At 35.4% G+C, this 21,758-nt stretch carries 21 protein-coding genes; 11 read left to right on the top strand and 10 right to left on the bottom strand.

Features of this window, described 5'->3' with window-relative positions; translation table 11 throughout:
• Positions 1–104: 104 nt before the first annotated feature.
• A complete protein-coding gene (gene accC / locus BST93_RS00925) occupies positions 105–1,445 on the top strand; it encodes an acetyl-CoA carboxylase biotin carboxylase subunit (protein ID WP_105017747.1) in 1,341 nt (446 codons plus the stop codon).
• Between the two features lie 181 nt (positions 1,446–1,626).
• Positions 1,627–4,959 (top strand): DUF8818 domain-containing protein, encoded by a 3,333-nt coding sequence (locus tag BST93_RS00920; RefSeq protein ID WP_105018123.1) that lies wholly within the window; start codon positions 1,627–1,629, stop codon positions 4,957–4,959.
• On the opposite strand, the gene BST93_RS00915 is transcribed toward BST93_RS00920, so the two are convergent.
• Genes BST93_RS00915 through BST93_RS00900 form a run of 4 tightly spaced genes read right to left on the bottom strand, consistent with a single transcriptional unit; the run spans position 4,956 to position 8,314 of the window.
• Complete coding sequence (locus tag BST93_RS00915) at positions 4,956–5,699, bottom strand: metallophosphoesterase (protein WP_105017746.1); 744 nt, start codon at positions 5,697–5,699, stop codon at positions 4,956–4,958. The two genes, BST93_RS00920 and BST93_RS00915, sit on opposite strands and share 4 nt — an antisense overlap.
• Positions 5,696–6,832: an ATP-binding protein gene (locus BST93_RS00910; protein WP_105017745.1), complete on the bottom strand. Its 1,137-nt coding sequence runs from the start codon at positions 6,830–6,832 to the stop codon at positions 5,696–5,698. The genes BST93_RS00915 and BST93_RS00910 overlap by 4 nt, the downstream gene beginning before the upstream one ends.
• A 47-nt stretch (positions 6,833–6,879) precedes the next feature.
• Positions 6,880–7,542 carry an NAD-dependent epimerase/dehydratase family protein gene (locus BST93_RS00905; protein WP_105018122.1) on the bottom strand — a complete coding sequence of 221 codons (663 nt, stop codon included), beginning with the start codon at positions 7,540–7,542 and terminating at the stop codon, positions 6,880–6,882.
• Positions 7,543–7,576: 34 nt separating this feature from the next.
• Positions 7,577–8,314: a hypothetical protein gene (locus tag BST93_RS00900; protein WP_105017744.1), complete on the bottom strand. Its 738-nt coding sequence runs from the start codon at positions 8,312–8,314 to the stop codon at positions 7,577–7,579.
• 260 nt (positions 8,315–8,574) lie between these two features.
• On the opposite strand from BST93_RS00900, the gene dinB reads away from it, so the two are divergent.
• Together dinB and BST93_RS00890 are read left to right on the top strand one after the other, a co-directional pair.
• Positions 8,575–9,678 (top strand): DNA polymerase IV, encoded by a 1,104-nt coding sequence (gene dinB, locus BST93_RS00895; protein WP_105017743.1) that lies wholly within the window; start codon positions 8,575–8,577, stop codon positions 9,676–9,678.
• Between the two features lie 62 nt (positions 9,679–9,740).
• Positions 9,741–10,247, top strand: a complete 507-nt coding sequence (locus BST93_RS00890; RefSeq protein WP_052510254.1) for a PAS domain-containing protein — start codon at positions 9,741–9,743, stop codon at positions 10,245–10,247.
• Between the two features lie 40 nt (positions 10,248–10,287).
• On the opposite strand, the gene pyk is transcribed toward BST93_RS00890, so the two are convergent.
• From pyk to BST93_RS00865, 5 genes are all read right to left on the bottom strand, one after another.
• A complete protein-coding gene (gene pyk / locus BST93_RS00885) occupies positions 10,288–11,718 on the bottom strand; it encodes a pyruvate kinase (protein WP_105017742.1) in 1,431 nt (476 codons plus the stop codon).
• On the bottom strand, positions 11,719–12,201 hold the full coding sequence (locus tag BST93_RS00880) for an IPExxxVDY family protein (RefSeq protein WP_105017741.1): 483 nt from the start codon (positions 12,199–12,201) through the stop codon (positions 11,719–11,721).
• A gap of 185 nt (positions 12,202–12,386) precedes the next feature.
• A complete protein-coding gene (rnc, locus tag BST93_RS00875) occupies positions 12,387–13,133 on the bottom strand; it encodes a ribonuclease III (RefSeq protein WP_042276433.1) in 747 nt (248 codons plus the stop codon).
• Between the two features lie 15 nt (positions 13,134–13,148).
• Positions 13,149–14,396, bottom strand: a complete 1,248-nt coding sequence (fabF, locus tag BST93_RS00870; protein WP_042276431.1) for a beta-ketoacyl-ACP synthase II — start codon at positions 14,394–14,396, stop codon at positions 13,149–13,151.
• A 10-nt stretch (positions 14,397–14,406) separates the two neighbouring features.
• The gene (locus BST93_RS00865) at positions 14,407–14,643 is read right to left on the bottom strand and encodes an acyl carrier protein (RefSeq protein WP_042276429.1); all 237 of its coding nucleotides are present in this window, start codon (positions 14,641–14,643) and stop codon (positions 14,407–14,409) included.
• A 155-nt stretch (positions 14,644–14,798) separates the two neighbouring features.
• Here BST93_RS00865 and purN point away from each other — a divergent pair, with 155 nt between their 5' ends.
• The 7 genes from purN to murI all read left to right on the top strand — a co-directional run bounded on the left by purN (position 14,799) and on the right by murI (position 21,021).
• Positions 14,799–15,362: a phosphoribosylglycinamide formyltransferase gene (purN, locus tag BST93_RS00860; protein ID WP_105017740.1), complete on the top strand. Its 564-nt coding sequence runs from the start codon at positions 14,799–14,801 to the stop codon at positions 15,360–15,362.
• Positions 15,362–15,841: a ribonuclease HI gene (rnhA, locus tag BST93_RS00855; protein WP_105017739.1), complete on the top strand. Its 480-nt coding sequence runs from the start codon at positions 15,362–15,364 to the stop codon at positions 15,839–15,841. The genes purN and rnhA overlap by 1 nt, the downstream gene beginning before the upstream one ends.
• 76 nt (positions 15,842–15,917) lie before the next feature.
• Positions 15,918–16,148 (top strand): FeoA family protein, encoded by a 231-nt coding sequence (locus BST93_RS00850; RefSeq protein WP_042276422.1) that lies wholly within the window; start codon positions 15,918–15,920, stop codon positions 16,146–16,148.
• Complete coding sequence (feoB, locus tag BST93_RS00845) at positions 16,141–18,261, top strand: ferrous iron transport protein B (RefSeq protein WP_105017738.1); 2,121 nt, start codon at positions 16,141–16,143, stop codon at positions 18,259–18,261. The genes BST93_RS00850 and feoB overlap by 8 nt, the downstream gene beginning before the upstream one ends.
• Complete coding sequence (locus BST93_RS14910; RefSeq protein ID WP_105017737.1) at positions 18,261–18,389, top strand: FeoB-associated Cys-rich membrane protein; 129 nt, start codon at positions 18,261–18,263, stop codon at positions 18,387–18,389. The genes feoB and BST93_RS14910 overlap by 1 nt, the downstream gene beginning before the upstream one ends.
• 84 nt (positions 18,390–18,473) lie before the next feature.
• Positions 18,474–20,123, top strand: coding sequence for a hypothetical protein (locus BST93_RS00835; RefSeq protein ID WP_105017736.1), 1,650 nt, complete (start codon positions 18,474–18,476; stop codon positions 20,121–20,123).
• A gap of 112 nt (positions 20,124–20,235) precedes the next feature.
• On the top strand, positions 20,236–21,021 hold the full coding sequence (gene murI, locus BST93_RS00830) for a glutamate racemase (protein WP_105017735.1): 786 nt from the start codon (positions 20,236–20,238) through the stop codon (positions 21,019–21,021).
• 4 nt (positions 21,022–21,025) lie between these two features.
• Here murI and BST93_RS00825 read toward each other — a convergent pair whose 3' ends face one another.
• The gene (locus BST93_RS00825; RefSeq protein ID WP_042276415.1) at positions 21,026–21,751 is read right to left on the bottom strand and encodes a LytR/AlgR family response regulator transcription factor; all 726 of its coding nucleotides are present in this window, start codon (positions 21,749–21,751) and stop codon (positions 21,026–21,028) included.
• Positions 21,752–21,758 lie beyond the last annotated feature (7 nt).

The following is a 21,758-nucleotide window of genomic DNA, read 5'->3' as shown; positions in this document are numbered from 1 at the left end:
TTTAAGAGGGATTTATTGTTTGTGTTAGTGTCCATGGAAAATTACGCTTTCGCGAAAGCGTAATCCAAAACAACACTATCGCGGTAACTAAAAAACTGATTATCATGTTTAAAAAAGTATTGATAGCAAACCGTGGTGAAATTGCTCTAAGGGTTATAAGAACCTGTAAGGAGATGGGTATCAAGACAGTAGCTGTATATTCTACTGCCGATGCTGAAAGTTTACACGTGAAGTTTGCTGATGAGGCTGTGTGTATAGGTCCTGCGCCTAGTAGCGAGTCTTATCTAAAGATGTCAAATATTATAAGCGCTGCAGAAATTACAAATGCAGATGCTATTCATCCAGGATATGGATTTTTATCTGAGAATGCTGATTTTTCACGTATTTGTCAAGAGCACGATATAAAATTCATCGGTGCTAGCCCAGAAATGATAAGCAAAATGGGTGATAAGGCAACTGCCAAAGCTACTATGAAAGAGGCTGGTGTTCCTTGTGTTCCTGGATCTGAAGGTGTAATTCCTGATTTTGAAACTTGTTTAAAAGTAGCCAAAGAAACTGGTTACCCAGTAATGCTCAAAGCAAGTGCTGGTGGTGGTGGAAAAGGTATGCGTGCTGTGTGGAAGGAAGAGGACCTTGAAGACGCATGGAATAGTGCTAGAACGGAATCAAAAGCGGCATTTGGTAACGACGATATGTACATGGAGAAACTCATTGAGGAACCTCGTCATATCGAAATTCAAATCGTTGGAGATCAAGATGGAAAAGCGTGCCACCTATCAGAACGTGATTGTTCTATTCAACGTCGTCACCAAAAATTAACTGAGGAAGTTCCTTCTCCTTTCATGACTAAAAAGTTACGTAAGGATATGGGTGAAGCAGCGGTAAAAGCAGCAGAGTTTATTAAATACGAAGGTGCCGGAACTGTAGAATTTCTAGTAGATAAACACCGTAATTTCTATTTTATGGAAATGAATACTAGGATTCAGGTTGAGCACCCAATTACTGAGCAGGTAATTGATTTTGACCTTATTAGAGAGCAAATATTAGTCGCTGCAGGTGTTAAGATATCTGGTAAGAATTATGAGCCTACTTTACACTCGATAGAATGTAGAATTAATGCTGAGGATCCTTACTATGATTTTAGACCTTCGCCAGGAAAAATAACAGTGTTACATGCTCCAGGAGGACACGGAGTGCGTTTAGATACTCACGTATATGCTGGTTATTCAATACCGCCTAACTATGATTCTATGATAGCTAAGTTAATTACAACAGCTAGAACTAGACAAGAGGCTATTGATAAAATGAAAAGAGCTCTTGATGAGTTCCATATAGAAGGAATTAAAACTACGATACCTTTTCACAGACAATTAATGGATCATCCAGATTATGTAGCTGGTAATTATACCACTGCTTTTATGAATGATTTTGAAATGAAAAAGTAGTCCTTTTTAAACTTAGTTTATAAATCCCAAGTCATTTCGGCTTGGGATTTTTTATTTCTCGGGTTATTGATAAAATATTTTAAAATTGTGGTAGTTTGCTGTTAGTATGAGGTTGGTCTTGTTTCTTTTCTTCTTTTTGGCATTGGGAAATTGCTATTCTCAAAGTTTTGAAAATGTAAAGGTGAAGACTTTTAAACTATCAGATAGTTTATTAATAGATAGTCTTCCTATTCAAAAATCCAATTTCAAATTAACCAATATTAAGGGCGTTGCGATTGATACTAGTTTATATACAGTTGACTATGCAACAGGCCGTATTTATTTAAACCCCATTATAGCAACCTCTAACGACTCATTGCGAGTACAATACCTACCTTTTCCCAAGGAATTATTCAAGGGAGTTCGATTATATGACCCTTCTATCATCCTAAGTGATGAAAGTCCACAAGAACAGTTAGTACAATTAATCCAGCCCAAAAAACAAGAGATTCAAGTGCCCTTCAATGGTTTACAAACTAGCGGAAGTATTTCCAGAGGTTTAAGAATAGGAAATAATCAAAATAGTGTAGTAGATGCCGAGTTGGATCTTAGGATAACGGGTAAGCTTAATGATAAAGTATCCTTAAGAGCATCCATTCAAGATGCAAATGTTCCTCAAACACAGAATGGTTATTCTCAAAGATTGGACGAATTTGATCAGATTTTTATTGAGCTATATAGTGACTCATGGAAAATAAGAGCTGGTGATGTAGATCTAGAGCAACAACAATTTGCCTTTAATAAATTTACCAAAAGAGTTCAAGGTATTTCTGGATCGGTGCGGTTTGATGGAGACTCATCAAACAGTTATATAAACGCAGCTGGTGCTCTGGTAAGAGGAACATTCAATACTTCTAGATTTGTGGGTCAAGAAGGTAATCAAGGACCCTACAAATTAACTGGGCAAAATGGAGAACTGTTTATTCTAATTGTCTCTGGTAGTGAGCGAGTATATGTAAATGGAATATTACTACAACGTGGTGAAAACAATGATTATGTAATTGACTATAATGCTGGTGAGGTTAGGTTTACACCAACTTTTCCGATAACAAGTGAAATGAGAATTTCTATAGAGTATCAATATAGCGAGCGTAATTTTACCCGTTTTGTGGGTTATGGAACGGCAGGATATCAGTCAGAAAAACTTAATATAGAGGCATATGCCTATACCGAGTCTGATGCAAAAAATCAACCTTTACAACAAAACCTCTCTGAACAACAAGTGCAAGCTCTTGCAGCTGCAGGAGATAATCCAGATTTACAAGTAGCACCTAGTGCGATTCCTGATGATTTTTCAGAAAATAAGATTCTTTATAGACGGGACATTATTAATGGTGTTGAACGTTTTGTGTTTTCTCAGGATCCCAATGATGATTTGTTTACAGTTCGATTCACTTTAGTTGGAGACAATCAAGGTGATTATGTATTGATCAATGACCAAGCCATCGCAAATATTTATGAATACGTAGCACCTGTGAATGGTGTTTCACAAGGTAATTATGCACCTATAGTAAGACTTTTTGCTCCTCAAAATTTAACCATTACGGGTGTTAAGGCTGACTATGCTCCGTCTGAAAAAACACAGATAGCAACCGAGTTTGCCGCTAGCCGCAATGATCTTAATAAATTTTCTAATCTAGATGATGATGATAATGATGGTGTTGCAGGTAGGTTTGCTATCAAACAGGTATTGATTAAAAAACCTAAAAAGTATGATGTAGCTTCATCACTATCTCTTGATTATATAAATGAGAATTTTAGGAACGTTGAACGTATTTATAACATCGAGTTTGCTAGGGATTGGAATTTAGTTACTCCACAAGGAAATCAACTGTTTACTACACTGTCTACTGATTTTAAAATAGATTCAACACTCACAACTACTTATTCTTTTCAGCATTTAGAATTTAGCGATACCTATAATGGGAATAGACACGTTTTAAGTGGCGCTTATAACGATAGTTTGTGGCAGTCACGCTTTCGCGGAAGCGTACTAAAAACAAGTGGTACTGAATTTTCTTCAAAATTTAACAGATACGATATCGCCGTTAAAAGAAAGATTGGAAAAAACTATATAGGAACTAATTTCAACGGTGAGGGAAATGAGCAGAAAAACGTAAATACCGATCGGTTTACAAATTTATCACAGCGATTTAATCAATATGAGATCTTTGCAGGTCGCGGCGATACTACTAAAGTTTTTGTTGAATTGGGTTATAGGCATAGAGTAAATGATAGTTTAAGGGACAATCAACTGGTACAGGTTAATAAATCAAACAATTATTACATAAGAGCACAACCCATTAAAGATGAGAAACAGAAACTACTGTTGTACGCAAATTATAGAAAACTTAAAGCCACTGTCGATAATATTGAAGATGAAGTTTCATTTAATTCAAGAGTTCAATACCAACGATCCTTTTATGATAAGAAAGTAAATTTCACCTCTGCCTATGAGACTAACAGTGCATCAATCGCACGTCAAGATTTTACCTACGTCGAGGTTAATCCTGGCCAAGGAACCTTTACTTGGATTGATTATAACAATGATGGAATACAAGATTTAAATGAATTTGAAGTAGCCCAATTTCAAGATCAAGCAAATTATGTAAGAGTCTTACTTCCTAATCAACTATTTGTTCCTACTCATCAAAATAAACTTGCTCTTACTCTTAACCTAAATCCTAGTTCGTGGAATGATAAAACAGGATACAAAAGGATATTGTCTCATTTTTTTAATCAAACTAGCTATCAAATAGATCGCATGATTGCAAGAGAAGGTACAAGTTTTAGCCTAAATCCTTTTAATGATGAAGATGAGCAATTAGGATTGAACAAATCCTTTAGAAACAGTCTTTTCTTTAATCGAGGAAAGCAGGATTTTACTACTAATTACACCTATATCTCTACAGAATCGCAAAACTTGCAAAGTATAGGTTTGTTTTTAAGTAAAGTAAATAGTCACCAGTTAGGAATGGTCCATCGAATCAAGAAAAGTTGGCTTATTGATATAAGCTTACAATCTGGATCTACAACCAGTTTGAGTGAAAATTTTGAAAATCGAAATTTTAAAATAGATCAAAGCTTGTTTAAACCTAAATTGAGTTACTTATTTAGTGCCAGCAATCAATTTGATTTATTTTATCAATATCAAAAAAAGGAGAATAAAGTCAATAATCAGGCTAATTTAGAACAGCACAATTTTGGGGTTAATTTTTCATTTAATAAGCAGCAAGCATATGCTATTAATGGTACTCTTACATATATCAAAAATGATTTTGAGGGACAAGCTTTTTCACCAGCAGGTTTTCAAATATTGGAAGGACTACAAGACGGTGATAACTTGACCTGGCAATTACTGTTTCAACGTAATATCACCAGCTTTTTAGACCTTAACTTATCTTATAACGGTAGAGCAACTGAAAGTGCGCCTACAGTGCACACGGGCAGTGTGCAGTTAAAAGCCTATTTTTAATTGCGACCCTTTTCATTGGGATAAAAGGTGTGAACGGGATCGCTTTGCCAGACTGTTTTATCTTCAATGCATATTGCTGTTAAAGGTCCTTTGTAGGCTGCGCCTGTGTCTATATTCCATACATTGGCTGCGTTAATAGGTGAAAAACTGTCTAGTCTTGTTGTTGGAGTATGTCCAATAAAAATCTCATGGTACAATTTTAATCTATCAGGGTACCGTTCGTTTTCTACGCTAAGTTCAGGATTCAAGCATAAGGCGAGTTCCCATAATGATCGATCCCAATATGTGATATTTGAATAATATTCGAATTTGGGACCTTTCAAATTATGAAACCCTGCATGAAAAAATCCATTGTTACCTTTCTCAAAATAGGGTAACAAGTGTTTTTCCAAAAACTCTACATGTTGATTGATAATTGCAGGTTCTTTAGCTTTATACTTATCTACAGTTATCTGTCCGCCGTGTTGTAACCAAGAATTGTTTTTCTGGTTGGTTTTAAAATAATTTAGTAATAATTCATCATGATTACCCATGAGATAAACCGGTTCTAAATGACCGTTTTCTTTTCTTTCTTTTTTAAAATTGATTAAAAAGTCAAGGACTTCGACACTTTGTGACCATCCATCTACATAGTCTCCTAAAAATATTAAATGATCATCACCTTTAATATTTATGCGGTCTAACAATTGTAGTAAGGCTTTGTAGCCACCGTGTATATCTCCTATTGCTATAGTTCTCATGAATTGTATTGTACTTTTCTTAAAATGCGTAAAGCTTCTTTAAATGCCTTATATGTTTTTACATATTTTTTGAGATGTTGCTTATGAACTCGCATTTTTTCAATCGGTTCACCTACATTGTTAAACTTACAAATAAGCATGGTTTCCGGCAACTGCCTAAGATCCTCTAGTTCCCTATCGGTAAGCGGTGAATCAGTTGCTATTTTTTGCAATAAAGCCAGGTTTGCATTGTAAATGTGGTGTAGCGTTCTTCTATCGTAGTAAGGAGGATTAAAGAGAATTTTATTCTCTAAAGTATAGGTTCCATTAGGCAGAAATCTAAACGTTTGCTTTTCAAGTGGATGATACCGCTGTTGTGCTCCAATGCCTAAATGCACAAATTCAAGTATACTAAAACTGGAATCATCATGTGTGATTTGAACTTCATCCAGGGCACTGTAAAAAAGTTGTACTTGCTCATTGACCATTTCAATGTCAACTCGTGAATAGTAAGTTTGACCTTTTTTATGTTTTACTTTGCCAGACCAACATATGACAAACTGTTCTTTAAAAACTTTATATTCTGCATGTAGACCGTTGTGACGCCTTTCCATAAACGTCACTACACTATCAAGTGTGTGTTCAATATGGTTGCTCGATTGTTTTTCAATTTGTCGAACGATTTCAGAATTAACGTCATTGATTTCGCTATAGAAATCCTTGGGCATTGAAATGCTTCCATCTCTAAAAAAGGCTGCTCCGCCATAATATTTCCATATGTTTTTGCGTAGGACGGTAAGACCATTTTGTGCTCGTATAGTAACTAATCCGACCACTTTTCCCATAGGTAAGTGTGGAAACGCAATATTCTCATATTGAATTATAGGAGCGTTTTGTAAATAAGCATTGACAAGGTTTTGTAGTTTAGAATCATCAAAAAAATCTACGCCTACAATGGAGTTACTCGCATCATCGATCCCTATAACAATGTAACTGTTGTTTTTAGGATTAGAATTTGAAAGCGCACAAATATGTTTTAAAAACTTAGCCTTTCCTTCTTTACTGCCTAAATCAATTCGCAACTTCTTGTCATAAAAACTATTCTCATCATTATGAGCTAATAGGTTTTTTACGAGAAGTCGTTTATTAATCATGTGGTCTAAAGATAAACCACAATTAATAGTAAGCCATTAAGAAACAGTTATTTTACGGTTGCTATTTCAATGAGCTCATCGCTTTCAATCCGCGATTTTTCATACCCATGTAATGCTATATGAATCATAGCAGTGGCGATTGTTTTTGGTGCAATACTGCGGTATTTTTTAAGAGGTCCTATAAGAAGTGGATCAATCAATTTCTGTACTTTTTTCCACATGCTTTCAAAGGGGCGTTTTTCATCTCTGGGTCCACTTATCAATGCTGGTTGAACAAAATAGGCGGCTTTGAAATTTAGATCCTTTATGTCGCGCTCCATTTCTCCTTTGCCTCGGTTATATAGAAATCTGCTTTCAGGATTTGCTCCTAGTGCACTTATGGCTATGACAGTGGATATTTCATTGTCCTTAGCCTGTTGAGCTACTAAAAGTGGTAGATCATGCTCAATTTTGTAGTATTCGGCTTTATCTGGTGTCTTTGATTGGGTAGTACCGGTACAAATAAATAAATGATCTCCATGTAAGTGGTCCACATAAGTAGATGGATCAAATAGGTCAACAATATAATTTTTATGTTTAGGGTTTTGGTGGTTGATACGCTTTCGCGAAAGCGTAATCACACTATCATACTGCTCATTTTGCAGTAATTTTTCCAATAAAACACTACCACATAGACCAGTGGCTCCAATTATTATAGCACTATAACCCATAAAGATTGATTTGAGGATAGTACTAAGATAAGTGTTATCGTATTTGTACAATAGTAAATTGGCAATCTTCAATACCTTCTGATAGGTTTACAGTAGCTCCAAGGTCTGAAAAAAGTTCAAATGTGATAGTGTCACCTGTATTTAATTGTTCTAGTGACTCAACTTTTCTTACTGGTGGAGTTACAGGAAGCTCAAGAAGATCTATTTCGGGAATAGTTATTATTCCTACTGTAAGTTCTGGAAAAACAACATCTACAGTAATATTGGCAAAATTCTCACGAGCAACAACAACACCGTTCTTCCTTATACAAACACCATAGTTAATAGATGCATTAATTGAATTTGAGGCATTTATTCTCACTTTTATGGTATAAATACCATCTTGTTTTGCTGTGAAGGTGTGAGTGGCAGGATCATACTCATCATTAAGATCAAACTCTTCACTGTCAAAAGGAATTTGTGTATAGGTAGATGAAAGAACAAGTGTTGCAGAGGTCGCATTTGTAAATCCTCCTTTTACCGCGGTTTTAAGGGTGGCGTTTAATACATCGCTAGATGAAACTCTCATCACCTCGTTATTAGATCTCACAAGTATACTATCTTGTGCAGCGAGATTTCTATCAGTAGGATTTGTAACTGGATCTACATTACGTATCATAACATTTCCATTTATGTCTAAGGTGGCTTGTGGCGTGGTGGTGTTTACTCCAACTTGACTGTAAATGAAAGTTATATTATAGAATATAAAAATTAAGGTTAGCAGTGATTTCATAGACTGTATTAGATTGATTATCATAAATATATATATCTATATAGCGTATCGACCTGTTAAAAGTGTATTTTAACTAAAATCACTATTGTTTTAATTTAAAACATAGACAAAATACAAATAAAGCAGATTAAACGATTGTATATGAATTAAAACTATATTATAGTTAACAATGAACACATAAATTAAGATAAATGCAAATAGGTTAAATTATTCATTGCTCCATATTTTTGATTTGCTTATTACGATATTTGTAGTTGAAAATGTCAAACGAATCACATCAAGTATCTAGAAAAATTATTCATGTTGATATGGATGCTTTTTATGCAAGTGTCGAACAGCATGATAACCCATCATTACGAGGTAAACCTATAGCTGTAGGTGGTAGTAGTAAGCGTGGAGTAGTAGCTGCAGCAAGTTACGAGGCTAGAAAATATGGTGTGCGTAGCGCTATGCCCAGTGTCACAGCTGCACGATTGTGTCCTCATTTAATTTTTGTAAAACATAGGTTTGATCGCTATAAAGAAGTGAGTAATCAAATAAGAGAAATATTCCATGATTATACTGATCTAGTCGAACCTTTATCACTAGACGAGGCTTATCTAGATGTTACGGCAAATAAATTTAATTTTCCCAGTGCTACTATAATAGCTTATGAAATTCGTAGGCGTATTTATGAAACTACTGGTCTTACCGCTAGTGCTGGCATCTCTATAAATAAATTTATTGCTAAGGTTGCCAGTGATATAAATAAACCTAATGGTCAAAAAACAATAACTCCTGATCAAGTGGTTTCTTTTTTAGAAAAATTAGAAATCAGAAAGTTTTATGGTATAGGAAAGGTAACCGCAGACAAAATGTATCAACATGGAATCTTTACTGGCGCCGATTTAAAAAGTAAGTCTTTAGAATATCTTGCAGAGCATTTCGGTAAAAGCGGTAGGCATTATTTTAATATCGTACGAGGTATTCATAATAGTCCCGTACAACCTCATAGGATACGTAAATCTCTAGGAGCAGAGCGTACTTTTGCCGAGAATATTTCTAGTGAATTATTTATGAAAGAGCGCTTGCAGCAAATAGCAGGCGAAATAGAAAAACGCATTGAAAAATCTGATGTTGCTGGTAAAACGGTAACCCTCAAAATCAAGTACAGTGATTTCAAAACTCAAACCCGTAGTATCACCTTACCCTACTACATTAGAGATAAGGAGACTATACTGAGAACCGCAATTGAACTGTTAGAACAAGATCGCTTTCGCGAAAGCGTAAGACTATTAGGTATAACCCTTAGTAATCTTAATAATGATCAATCTGAACAAGATGAACATGAAATTGAAGAGGTGCAATTAGATTTTAAGTTTTAGTACTGTAACTTAATTTTACCTGGTTCATTTTCATACTTAACTAACTTGCACTACATTTAAGTATGACTTTTAAAAACACACAATTTACAATCATACATCATGATTTGAAAACAACACCACTGATTCCTTGGAAGGTTGTAGGTAAATTAATGTGGGATCTTACACCTAGAATATTGAATAAAATGGACGAGATAGCCAGGAAATATGATTGGCATTTTAATTATTTTGTTGATGGATACAGCCATTCTACTGACTATTCGGTTATCATTACTGGTTCAGATTTAAAAATCGTATTTGCGTCTAAGAATATTGAAGATTTGACCGGTTATGACCCTTATGAAATGGTGGGACAAACTCCAAAAATATTGCAAGGTGTTAATACTGATCTAGATGCTGTTGAGCGTACTCGTGAGGCTTTGATATCCGGTATAGCTTTTAAAGCTAGGTTGCTTAATTATAAAAAAGACGGTGTAGAATATGGTTGTGAGCTGGATGCTTTTCCTATATATAATGGAAATGGAGTTCTCACCCATCATATAGCATTTGAGAAAGAATATAAGTTGATATAAATAAAGCCGCATTAAATGATGCGGCTTTATTTTAGTTAAGTTATTCCACTTCGGTAACTCTTAAAGTGTTTACCATTCCTTTATCAGTTACAGGCATTGCAGCTAGATTAATCAAGAAATCTCCCTTGGTAACAAACCCTTTTTCTTTAGCGAACTTGTTTACATCTTCAATAGTCTCATCAGTACTTACAAACTTTTCATACATAAAAGCTTTTACGCCCCATAGCAAGCTGAGTTGAGTTAATATTCGTTCATTAGAGGTGAATGTAAGTATGTGTGCATCTGGTCGCCAGGCGCTTATTTGAAAAGCAGTGTAACCAGAATTGGTCATGGTAGTTATGGCTTTGGCATCTATTTCATTTGCCATTTTGGCTGCGTGATAACACACCGACTTAGTGATATATCGTTTTGTTCTTATGTGTGGTGGTTCATAAGGAACTTTTATTAAGTCACTGTCTTCTACTGATTTACAAATACTCGCCATCTTTTCAATAACTTGTACAGGATACTTACCTACCGATGTTTCACCAGAAAGCATTACGGCATCAGCTCCATCCATAACAGAATTTGCTACATCATTTACCTCTGCTCTAGTAGGAGTAAGACTAGTAATCATAGTTTCCATCATTTGGGTGGCTATAATTACAGGTATACGTGCTTTTTTAGCTTTTAATACAAGTTGTTTTTGAATAAGCGGAACTTCGTGTGCAGGAATTTCTACTCCTAGGTCACCACGTGCTACCATAAGACCATCGCAATATGCTACTATTTTATCAATATTTTCTACTGCTTCAGGTTTCTCAATCTTGGCAACAATAGGTATTTTATTTTCACTATTTTCCTTAATCAAGTCTTGCAGTTCCATCAGATCTTTGCTGTGACGCACAAATGACAATGCCATCCAATCTACCTGAAGTTCACAAGCAAATTTTGCGTCTACAATATCTTTTTCAGTAAGAGCTGGTAGTGAAATATTCGTTTGTGGTAAGTTCACTCCTTTTTTTGAACGTAAAGGACCACCTTGAATAACCTTGGCAACTACTTCATCTTGTTTATTAGTAGATTTTACTTCAAATATTAGTTTACCATCATCTAGAAGTATGCGTTCACCTTTTTGAACATCTCTTGGAAACTGTTCATAATTCATATAAACACGTTCCTTAGTTCCTTGAAAAGACTCTCCAGTTGCAAACGTGATTTCATCACCAGGTTGTACTACTACTTCTTCTGCCATAACACCTACTCTTAATTTTGGGCCTTGTAGGTCTCCCAAAATTCCTGTAGTATAACCGTGTTCTTTGTTTAAGTCACGAATCATTTGAACGCGCTCTCTTACATCATCGTGATCAGCGTGTGAGAAATTAATTCTAAATACATTTACACCAGCTTTCATCATATTAAGGAGTGTTTCCTTGCTTGATGTTGCTGGTCCTAGTGTGGCTACTATTTTAGTTTTTTTAGATGTCGGCATTTATTCAAAGATTAAATAGTCTTTATTTTTCAATTTAAAATAATCTAATAAATAACAGCTTGTGAAAGCTTGGGCTTTATTCAGATCATTTATTAATTTTTGCACAGGATAGCTCATGTTATTCTGTTCTATTTTAAGGATAAAATCAACCTTATGATATTCCTTAAGCAACGTCACAGTAATTTCCTCTTCATCTATAGTTTCAAAAAGCCCTGTGCCAGATACTCCTTTTAAAACGCCCTTAAACCTATTGGCAACTAGATAAAGTTGAGTTTGCAGTTTCTCGTCATAATCCTTGTACACAGGAAACGTTGCTATTATCCTATCAGTAAACAGTTCATGATCTGTTTGTTTTCTTTCAAAACAATGTTCACTGTGCTTATTGATATAATACGCAACACGATAGGCAGGTAGGCTTGAGTGAATTCCTATAAGAGAAACATCCTCTTCTTCTTCCCAATCACTTAATTTAAAAGTTGCCATAAGCGAGATGCATAACCACACAAATATATTTAACTACTTGATAAATTAAGAGTGTAAGATGTTGTATTACCGTTAATTCTTTACGAAAACGATATAGGGATGTTTTTATATTCTTTATCGCCAGTGAAACATATTCCTTTACCAACAGGAACTTATAGAAATAGAAGATTATAGGGTAAGCTATGTTATCGCTTTCTATTGTTCATTTTATCTTGTAAAGCAAAGTAGGCTCTTTTACTTGCTTTCTCCTCAGCTTTTTTCTTGCTTGTGGCTCTAGCTTTGGCAATAACCTTGTTATCTAGGTACAACTTAACAGCGTAGTGTCTAAGTTCACTTGCCCCAGTATCTTCATAGGTATGATAACGAAATTGCTTTTTATGCTTTTGACACCACTCTATTAATAAGCTTTTGTAGGAGATAATTTTGCCTTCCAATTTTTGAATGTCCACGTAGGGTTCGATAACCTTGTTTTCAATAAATCGTTTGCAAAACTTGTATCCGCGGTCTAGATAAACGGCACCTACTAAGGCTTCAAATAGGTTTCCATGGATGTTTCTTCCAAAGTTTTCTACGGGAACCTGAGCTTTAATAAAGTGGATAAGTTCAAAGTCTTCTCCTAATTCATTAAGGTGTTCGCGGCTTACGATTTTAGATCTCATTTTTGTGAGATATCCTTCATCACCACTAGGTACTTCATTATAAATATATTCGGCAATTACAGCGCCCAATATTGCGTCGCCCAAAAACTCTAGACGTTCATAACTTATGGCAATGCCATCTTCAGTCTTTTCACCTGTGGATTTGTGTGTAAAGGCTGTATGATAAAGAGATACGTCTTGAACTTTAAGACCTGTAATATTTTGAACTGAAACCGCTAATGGATCTACGGAAGATTTTGAACGATTTGAAAATATTTTACGGAATCTATTCATTCAAAACAATAGCCATTAAATCTTTCTGAAAGCGATACAGCAATTGTGTCCACCAAAACCGAAGGTGTTACTCAATGCTACTTTAACTTCTCGTTTTTCAGGTTGATTTAATACTAATTTTAAAGAAGGATCGATATTCTCATCAACAGTGGTGTGGTTAATCGTAGGAGGAACGATACCTTCTTGAATAGCCATTACACTTGCGATGCTCTCTACGGCGCCTGCTGCTCCTAATAAGTGACCAGTCATAGATTTGGTAGAGTTAATGCTTATGTTAGGAGCGTGATCACCAAATACAGCTTTTATAGCTTTAAGTTCGGCAACATCTCCCAGAGGTGTTGATGTTCCGTGTGTATTTATGTGATCTACATCTTCAGGATTAATACCGGCATTTTGTAATGTGTTTTTCATTACAGCAATTACTCCGGTTCCTTCTGGATGTGGTGCAGTCATGTGGTAGGCATCACTTGAGAATCCACCACCAATAACTTCGGCATAGATTTTTGCTCCACGAGCTTTGGCATACTCATATTCTTCTAGAACAAGAGCTCCAGCTCCTTCACCTAGGACAAAACCATCACGTGTACCATCAAAAGGTCTACTTGCGGTTTCTGGACTTTCATTGCGAGTTGATAAGGCGTGCATGGCATTAAAACCACCCATTCCTGCTTGTGTAACGGCAGCTTCTGATCCACCTGTTACAATTACGTCACAATGTCCTAGTCTAATATAGTTGAGTGCGTCTAGCATCGCATTGGCACTAGATGCACATGCAGAAACCGTTGTGTAGTTAGGTCCCATAAATCCATATTTAATGGAAATATGAGCTGGTGCGATATCTGCAATCATTTTTGGTATAAAGAAAGGATTAAATCTAGGAGTGCCATTACCATTGGCAAACGATTTAACCTCTTCTTGAAAAGTTTCTAGACCGCCGATTCCTGCACCCCAGATAACTCCGACTCTGTATTTATCTACAGAGTCGGTGTCTAATCCAGAGTCAGCTATAGCCTCATCGCCAGCAACCAGTGCATACTGTGCAAAACGATCCATGCGTCTAGCTTCCTTACGGTCTATGAAGTCTTGAACATTAAAATTCTTAACCTCACAAGCGAATTTAGTCTTGAAATGTTCTGTATCAAAATAGGTGATAGGAGCAGCACCGCTCTTACCAGCAATTAAACCTTCCCAATATTCCTGTAAATTGTTACCTATAGGAGTAAGGGCTCCCATTCCAGTAATGACTACTCGCTTTAATTCCATGTAATTAAAATTACGCTTTTGCTTCTTCTATGTATGAAACTGCTTGACCTACAGTAGCTATGTTTTCTGCTTGATCGTCTGGAATTTGGATATCAAATTCCTTTTCAAATTCCATAATTAGTTCAACAGTGTCTAGAGAGTCTGCTCCTAGATCGTTTGTGAAGCTTGCTTCTGCAACAACTTCATTTTCATCTACGCCTAATTTGTCAACGATAATCGCTTTTACTCTTGATGCAATGTCTGACATAATATTCTTTTTTTAATTTTAAATGAATGGCAAAAATAACAAACTTTGTGACAAAACCGTCTTTTACTTATTTAGAGTTAACTTGCCATTGAATTTATTAATCTATTTTATTCTTAACTCTACCAGTCGGGTAACAACAAGCTTGCCATAAATTTATGAAGAAAATTGTAATATTTGCTAGTGGTAATGGGTCTAATGCTCAGGCAATTATAAATCATTTTGAAAATAATGATCAAGTACAGGTAACTCATATTTTGAGTAATAAACCTAACGCATTTGTTTTAAAAAGGGCTACACAAGCTGGTATTGAAGGGATAAGTTTTAACAAGTTCGCTTTCGCGAAAGCGGGATCCATTCATTCTATTTTAAAACAAATTAATCCTGATTTAGTCGTGCTAGCAGGTTTTTTATGGAAGATACCAGAGTTTATGGTTGAAGAGTTTCCCAATCGTATAGTTAATATTCATCCTGCTCTATTACCGAAATATGGTGGAAAAGGAATGTATGGAAATCATGTACATGGTGCTGTCCTATCTAACAAGGAGAAAGAAAGTGGGATTACCATACATTACGTAAATGAACATTATGATGAAGGAGGAATAATTCATCAAGCTACTTGTCCTGTTTTAATGGATGATACAATAGAATCACTTGCAAATCGTATTCATCAATTAGAGCACGAGCATTTTCCAGTAACTATAGAAAAATTACTGTCTTAATGGATGTGGTACACATTTATACTGATGGTTCATCGAGAGGAAATCCTGGTCCTGGCGGCTATGGTATTGTTATGATGGATGTCAATAAAAAAATAAAAAAGGAATTTTCTCAAGGTTACAGAAAAACGACAAACAATAGAATGGAGCTGCTTGCAGTTATCGTAGCTCTAGAAAAGATCAAAAAACAATCCGTTGATATTACTGTTTTTTCAGATAGTAAATATGTGTGTGATGCAGTAAATAAAAAATGGATCGATGGATGGATAAGACGTCAATGGAAAAACGTTAAAAATCCCGATTTATGGAAACGTTTTATAAGAGCTTACAATCGTGCACCTGCAAAATTTCAATGGGTTAAAGGTCATAATAACAATCCTATGAACGAGCGCTGTGATCAACTGGCAGTAGACGCCGCTCTCAATAAATCCACTCACCTAATTGATGAAGGTTTTGAAAAGAAGGAAGAGGGACTTTTTTAATCTTAACAAAGCATTAATTTCTTCAAACTCAATTTCTACCTTATTTTTGCTTATTCAAATTAAGTCTAAATAACAGTTGAGCATAACAATAGCCCATTTAAAAAGAGGTGAAAGCGCCATCATACTACATTTTAATGAAATTGATGTTCCATTAAAATTATTGGAAATGGGATGTTTGCCAGGTAATGAAGTAACCGTAATGCAAAGTGCTCCATTTCAAGATCCTATTTACCTAAACATAAATGGTACTCACCTAGCTATACGTAGAGAAACGGCCCAAAAAATTTCTGTAGAACGTTATGGCTAGATCGATTAAAGTTTCTCTTATAGGTAATCCAAATACTGGTAAAACCTCATTGTTCAATAGATTGACTGGGCTCAATCAAAAAGTAGGTAATTATCCTGGAATTACGGTTGAAAAAAAGGAAGGTATATGCAAACTAGATCGAGGAATTAAAGCTCATATCCTTGATTTACCAGGTACCTATTCTTTAAATACAACCTCACTAGATGAAAGTGTTGTTATAGAAACTTTACTTGATCGTACCTCTAAAGATTTCCCTGATGTTGCTGTCGTGGTAAGCGATGTAGAAAACCTAAAACGCAACCTTTTACTTTTTACTCAAATAAAAGATTTAGAGATTCCTACAATTCTTGTCATTAATATGGCCGACAGGATGAAAAGGAAGGCAATTTCTCTAGACATTAAGCAATTAGAGGAAGATTTAAAAACGAAAGTTGTTCTAGTAAGTTCTCGCAAAAATATGGGAGTAGAGGAGCTTAAAAAAGCTATCACTGATTTTAAAAGTTTAGATATTGAGCCTTGTGTTAACGCCTCGGTCATCGATCCTGTATATTTTGAGCGACTTAGAAAGGCCTATCCTAATCAGTTGCTGTACAAGTTGTGGTTAGTAATTACACAGGATGTCAATTTTGGTAAGATTGATAGAAATCGCGATTTAACTGATCTTAAAACCACGTCTTTTGAAATTAAATCTGAAGCAGATTTAAAGAGATTACAGCACAAAGAAACTGTTGTGCGTTACCAATTTATAAATGGTCTACTTAAAAAGGCGCTGTCTATAGATACCGCAACAGCCAAAGATTTAAGATCAAGACTGGACCGTATACTGTTGCACAAAATTTGGGGTTACCTAATATTTTTTACTGTTTTGCTAGTTATTTTTCAAGCTATCTACGATTGGTCTGGTTATCCTATGGATTTCATTGACGAGTCTTTTGCTAGTTTGAGCAGCTGGTTGTCAAACAAGTTACCTGCTGGACCCATAGCCGACTTGCTGTCCGAAGGTATTATACCTGGATTAGGAGGTATTGTCATTTTTATACCACAAATAGCTTTTCTGTTTTTATTCATATCAATTTTGGAAGAAAGCGGTTATATGAGTAGGGTAGTTTTCTTGATGGATCACTTGATGAAAAAATTCGGGTTAAGTGGTAAAAGTGTTGTTCCTTTAGTTTCTGGAACGGCCTGTGCAATTCCAGCAGTTATGGCTACTCGTAACATTGAAGATTGGAAGGAGCGTTTAATTACCATTTTAGTGGTGCCATTTACGACCTGTTCTGCTAGGCTGCCTGTTTATCTTATTATTGTAGGATTGGTTATTCCTGAAGGTAGTATTTTAGGTGGTTTATTAAGTTACCAAGCGCTTACTTTAATGTTGCTGTACCTATTAGGATTTGCTACAGCGATTCTAGGAGCTTGGGTGCTTAATAAGATCTTACCAATTAATAGGAAGTCGTTTTTTGTCATGGAAATGCCTGCCTATAAGCTACCCATACTTAAAAACGTCCTTTATACAGTACTTGAAAAAACAAAAAGTTTTGTCTTTGGTGCAGGGAAAATTATAATGGCAATCTCCGTTATTCTATGGGTATTAGCAAGTTATGGTCTAGGCGAGCAATATACTAATGCAGAACAAATTGTTACAGAAAAGTACGAGTCAGAAAATTTAAGTGAGAAAGACTTAAATCAAAAGATCGCATCCCATAAATTGGAATACAGTTTTATAGGATATATAGGTAAAGGAATAGAGCCAGTAGTAGCCCCACTAGGATATGACTGGAAGATAGGTATTGCTATTGTAAGCTCATTTGCGGCAAGAGAAGTATTTGTAGGTACTCTAGCTACAATTTATAGTGTAGAAAGTGATGGAGAAGATGAACTTACTATTAAAAACAGGATGAAAGAAGAGGTTAATCCCATTTTGGGAGGACCATTGTTCAATTTTGCTAGTGGTATCTCTTTGTTGCTTTTTTATGCATTTGCCATGCAATGTATGAGTACTCTAGCCATTGTAAAACGAGAAACCAATAGCTGGAAATGGCCAGCCATCCAATTTGTAGCGATGACGGTTATAGCCTATGCTAGTGCCTTGGCTGCATTTCAAATTTTAAAATAATGTATACTGCTCAAATCATTGTAGTCGTAATTCTATTTGTTATAGCCCTGTTGTGGTTGTTACGCAAGTATATAGGGCAATCTAAAGACTCAAACAATTGTGGTAATGGTGACTGTGGATGTAAGTAAGATAGTGGATTTTCTCGGTTAAATAAGAGTTTTAACGAGTTTAAGATTCTGTCTTATATTCGTGAAAAATTTTAACCAACCAATATGAAAACAAAGTTATCGTTGCTATTGTTCCTATCAATAGCTTGTTTTACTTACGCTCAATTAAGCTCTGTAGGAAATGTCTCACTACAATTTGGTAGTCATGTTACAGCGCCAAAAGGTGATGTGATTAAAGTGGCAGGTGAAGTAGATGGGGTAAGATATGCTCTAGCAAAACACAAGAAAAAATTCTTTATTCAAACCTTTGATGCCTCTTCAAACGATTACCTTAAGTGTAGTAAGGAGTTGAAGATAGAAAAAATAGGAAAAGCTCGTGTTAATATCGAGGACATGGAAATCATCGATGGTAAACCATACATCTTTGGAAACTATTACGATAAAAAAGCAAAACAAGACATCCTTGCAGCATTTCCAATTAAGTCTAATCTTACTCTCGGCAAGCCTATAAAAGCTGTAGCTATTGATGTAGAGAAAAAAAGTAAAAGAGGTTATTTTTTCTATAAACCATCATATGACGAGCGCAATTATATAGTAACTTATGTAACTGTTCGTAGCTGGGAAGAATCACTTACATATGATGTAACACTGCTAAACGGCGATATGGAGACCGTGTTTACAAAGCATAATGAGCAAGTGTTTAAGGACAGGAAAGATCTTGACTTTAGCTTTGACGATTTTATCGCAAATGAATACGGTGATGTATTTGTTGTTATTAGTGATTCCTATAGAGATAAAAAGAAAAGAACTACAGTAACAAGATTGATGATACATGCTTATTATGCAAATAATAATTATGAAATGACTGAGATTCCTGTAGATCTTAAAGGTAAAAAAGTGGTTAATTGTAATATGTTAAACACCTTACAAGGTCGTTTACAATTAGTAGGTTTCTACTCAAGCCTTACAAAACGAGGTCGATCAGAATATAGAATTGAAGGTATTTTCAACGTAAGCGTTGATACGGAGACTAATTCAGTCGTAAAAAACAATTTCAATACATTTACTTATGATGTAAAGAAAAAATTAATCGGTGAACGTAGAGCCAAAAAAGGTAAAAACTTACTTCCTTTTTATCGCAATACTCATATCATTGAAAGAGATAATGGTGGTATAATCGTGATGTCAGAGTTTTATCAAACATTTGTTGGACAAAGCTCGGGTATAGGACCACTAGCCTTCACTCCCATTACTTACATTACTAATGAAGTTATCGTGTCAGCCATGGATGCTGAAGGTAACTTAGAATGGAGTAATGTGTTGCCTAAAGAACAAAAAGTAACCGTGACTCAACTATCTATTGGATTTTTTGCTGTTGGTGGTGGGAACGGAGTAAACATTGCTGCAGGATTTATGTTTCCGCTAGGAGTGCTTAATGAGGGACCAGAGTATTTAAGCTCGATTGCTATGTATGAAAAAGGGAAACTATCTGTACTTGTAAACGATGACCCTAAAAATATTGGAATCACTGAAATGGATGACATGCGCAAGGTGCGTAATGTAAAAAAAATGATTCCGGTGTTGTTTGAATTTGATGATGCCACAGGAAAAATGACTCGTACCGATCCTGATGAATACAAGAAAAAGCAACTTGTTTTACGTCCTGCTATTACCTATAGAAAGGCCCCAGGTGAATACGTTATTTTTGCCAGCAATAAGGATAAAAAGAACTTAGGAACTCTTTACCTCAATTAAACATTGGGAAGTTTATTAAAATAGAAGCCTCAACTTAAGTTGGGGCTTTTTTTTACGCTTTCGCGAAAGCGAACTATAACTACTTCCATTATACTTTCTTATTTTTACAATAATGAGTAAACAGCCTTTAGGTTTTTTTGATTCTGGAGTAGGTGGAACCAGCGTGTGGAAAGAAGTAATCAAATTATTACCACACGAAGACACGATTTATCTAGCTGATTCTAAAAATGCACCTTACGGTAGACGTAGTAAGCAAGAAATCATTGAGCTGTGTGTCAAAAACACGGAATATTTATTGGATCGTGGATGTAAATTAATAGGGATTCCTTGTAATACAGCCACTACAAATGCTATCTCGTATTTACGTGATAACTACGATGTGCCATTCATTGGAATTGAGCCCGCAATAAAGCCAGCGGCACTTAATTCGACTACAAAAAAAGTAGGTGTGCTTGCTACAAAAGGGACGTTATCCAGTGAACTTTTTAATAAAACACATGCAGAGTTTACTACGCATGTTAATACAATTGAAATCGTAGGCACAGGAATTGTTGAACTAATTGAAGCCGGAAAAAAGGATACTGTACAAATGCGAGAACTACTTATAGGAATTATTGAACCTTTCATGATTTCTGGTATAGACTATTTAGTTTTAGGTTGTAGTCATTATCCTTACATCAAAGATCATCTTGCTGAATTGCTACCAGCGAGAGTGAAAATAATTGATAGTGGTGAAGCTGTCGCTAGACAAACCTTACATGTACTTAAAAACGCTAATCTATTAAACTTAAAGAAAGAATTAGGGCATCATTACTTGTATTCAAATCTTAAAACTGACGTACTTTCAGAATTAACCAACGAGGTGAATAATAAATCAATTAGTTTATTAGATTTTTAAACCCTTATTTGAAGTAACTAAACAGCGATGATTTTTTACTAGGGCTTACTGATAATTCAGTATTTGCTACTATCACACTACCACCTTTTCCTTTTTTATAGGCAGTTACATGGCTGGTGTTTATAAGGTAAGATTTATGTATACGGCAAAATCCTTTATCGTCTAGTAACTCTTCAAAATGCTTAAGTGTTTTTGAAACAAGTTTGGTGTCATTAGTCAAATGAACGTGGGTATAGTTATCGTCTGCCTGACAGTATGTTATTTCATTGATAGAAAGAACTTCAAAACCTTCTTGAGTAGGAATAGTTATTTTGTCCTCTAGAACAGGACTACTAGCATGTAATTTTAAGTCTACTTGTAATTCTTCTTCTCGTGCTCTTATATTCTTGACAGTGTCAACAGCTTTAATAAGTTCGTCAATTTCAATTGGTTTAGTTAAATAGTAGGCTGCCTGCATGTTGAGAGCGTCTTTGGCATATTGATCATAGGCTGTGACAAAAATAGTCTCAAAGTCTTTTTGACCTACTTTTTCTAGTATGTCAAAGGCTGTTCCATAGGGCAATTCAACATCTAGAAAAACTAAATCCATGTCTGTTTTTCGGAGTACTTGTAAGGCTTCATCCACATCGGTTGCTTGTGCAATTACCTCTACTTCGGGACAGTATTTTGATAAATAGTTTATGAGAATTTCTCTAGAAATTTGCTCGTCTTCTACGATTACAGCTTTCATGGTTTTG

Origin of the sequence: Nonlabens tegetincola, from assembly GCF_002954355.1 — a bacterium.
Classification (GTDB): domain Bacteria; phylum Bacteroidota; class Bacteroidia; order Flavobacteriales; family Flavobacteriaceae; genus Nonlabens; species Nonlabens tegetincola.
This window is presented reverse-complemented; position numbering and strand designations above follow the sequence as displayed.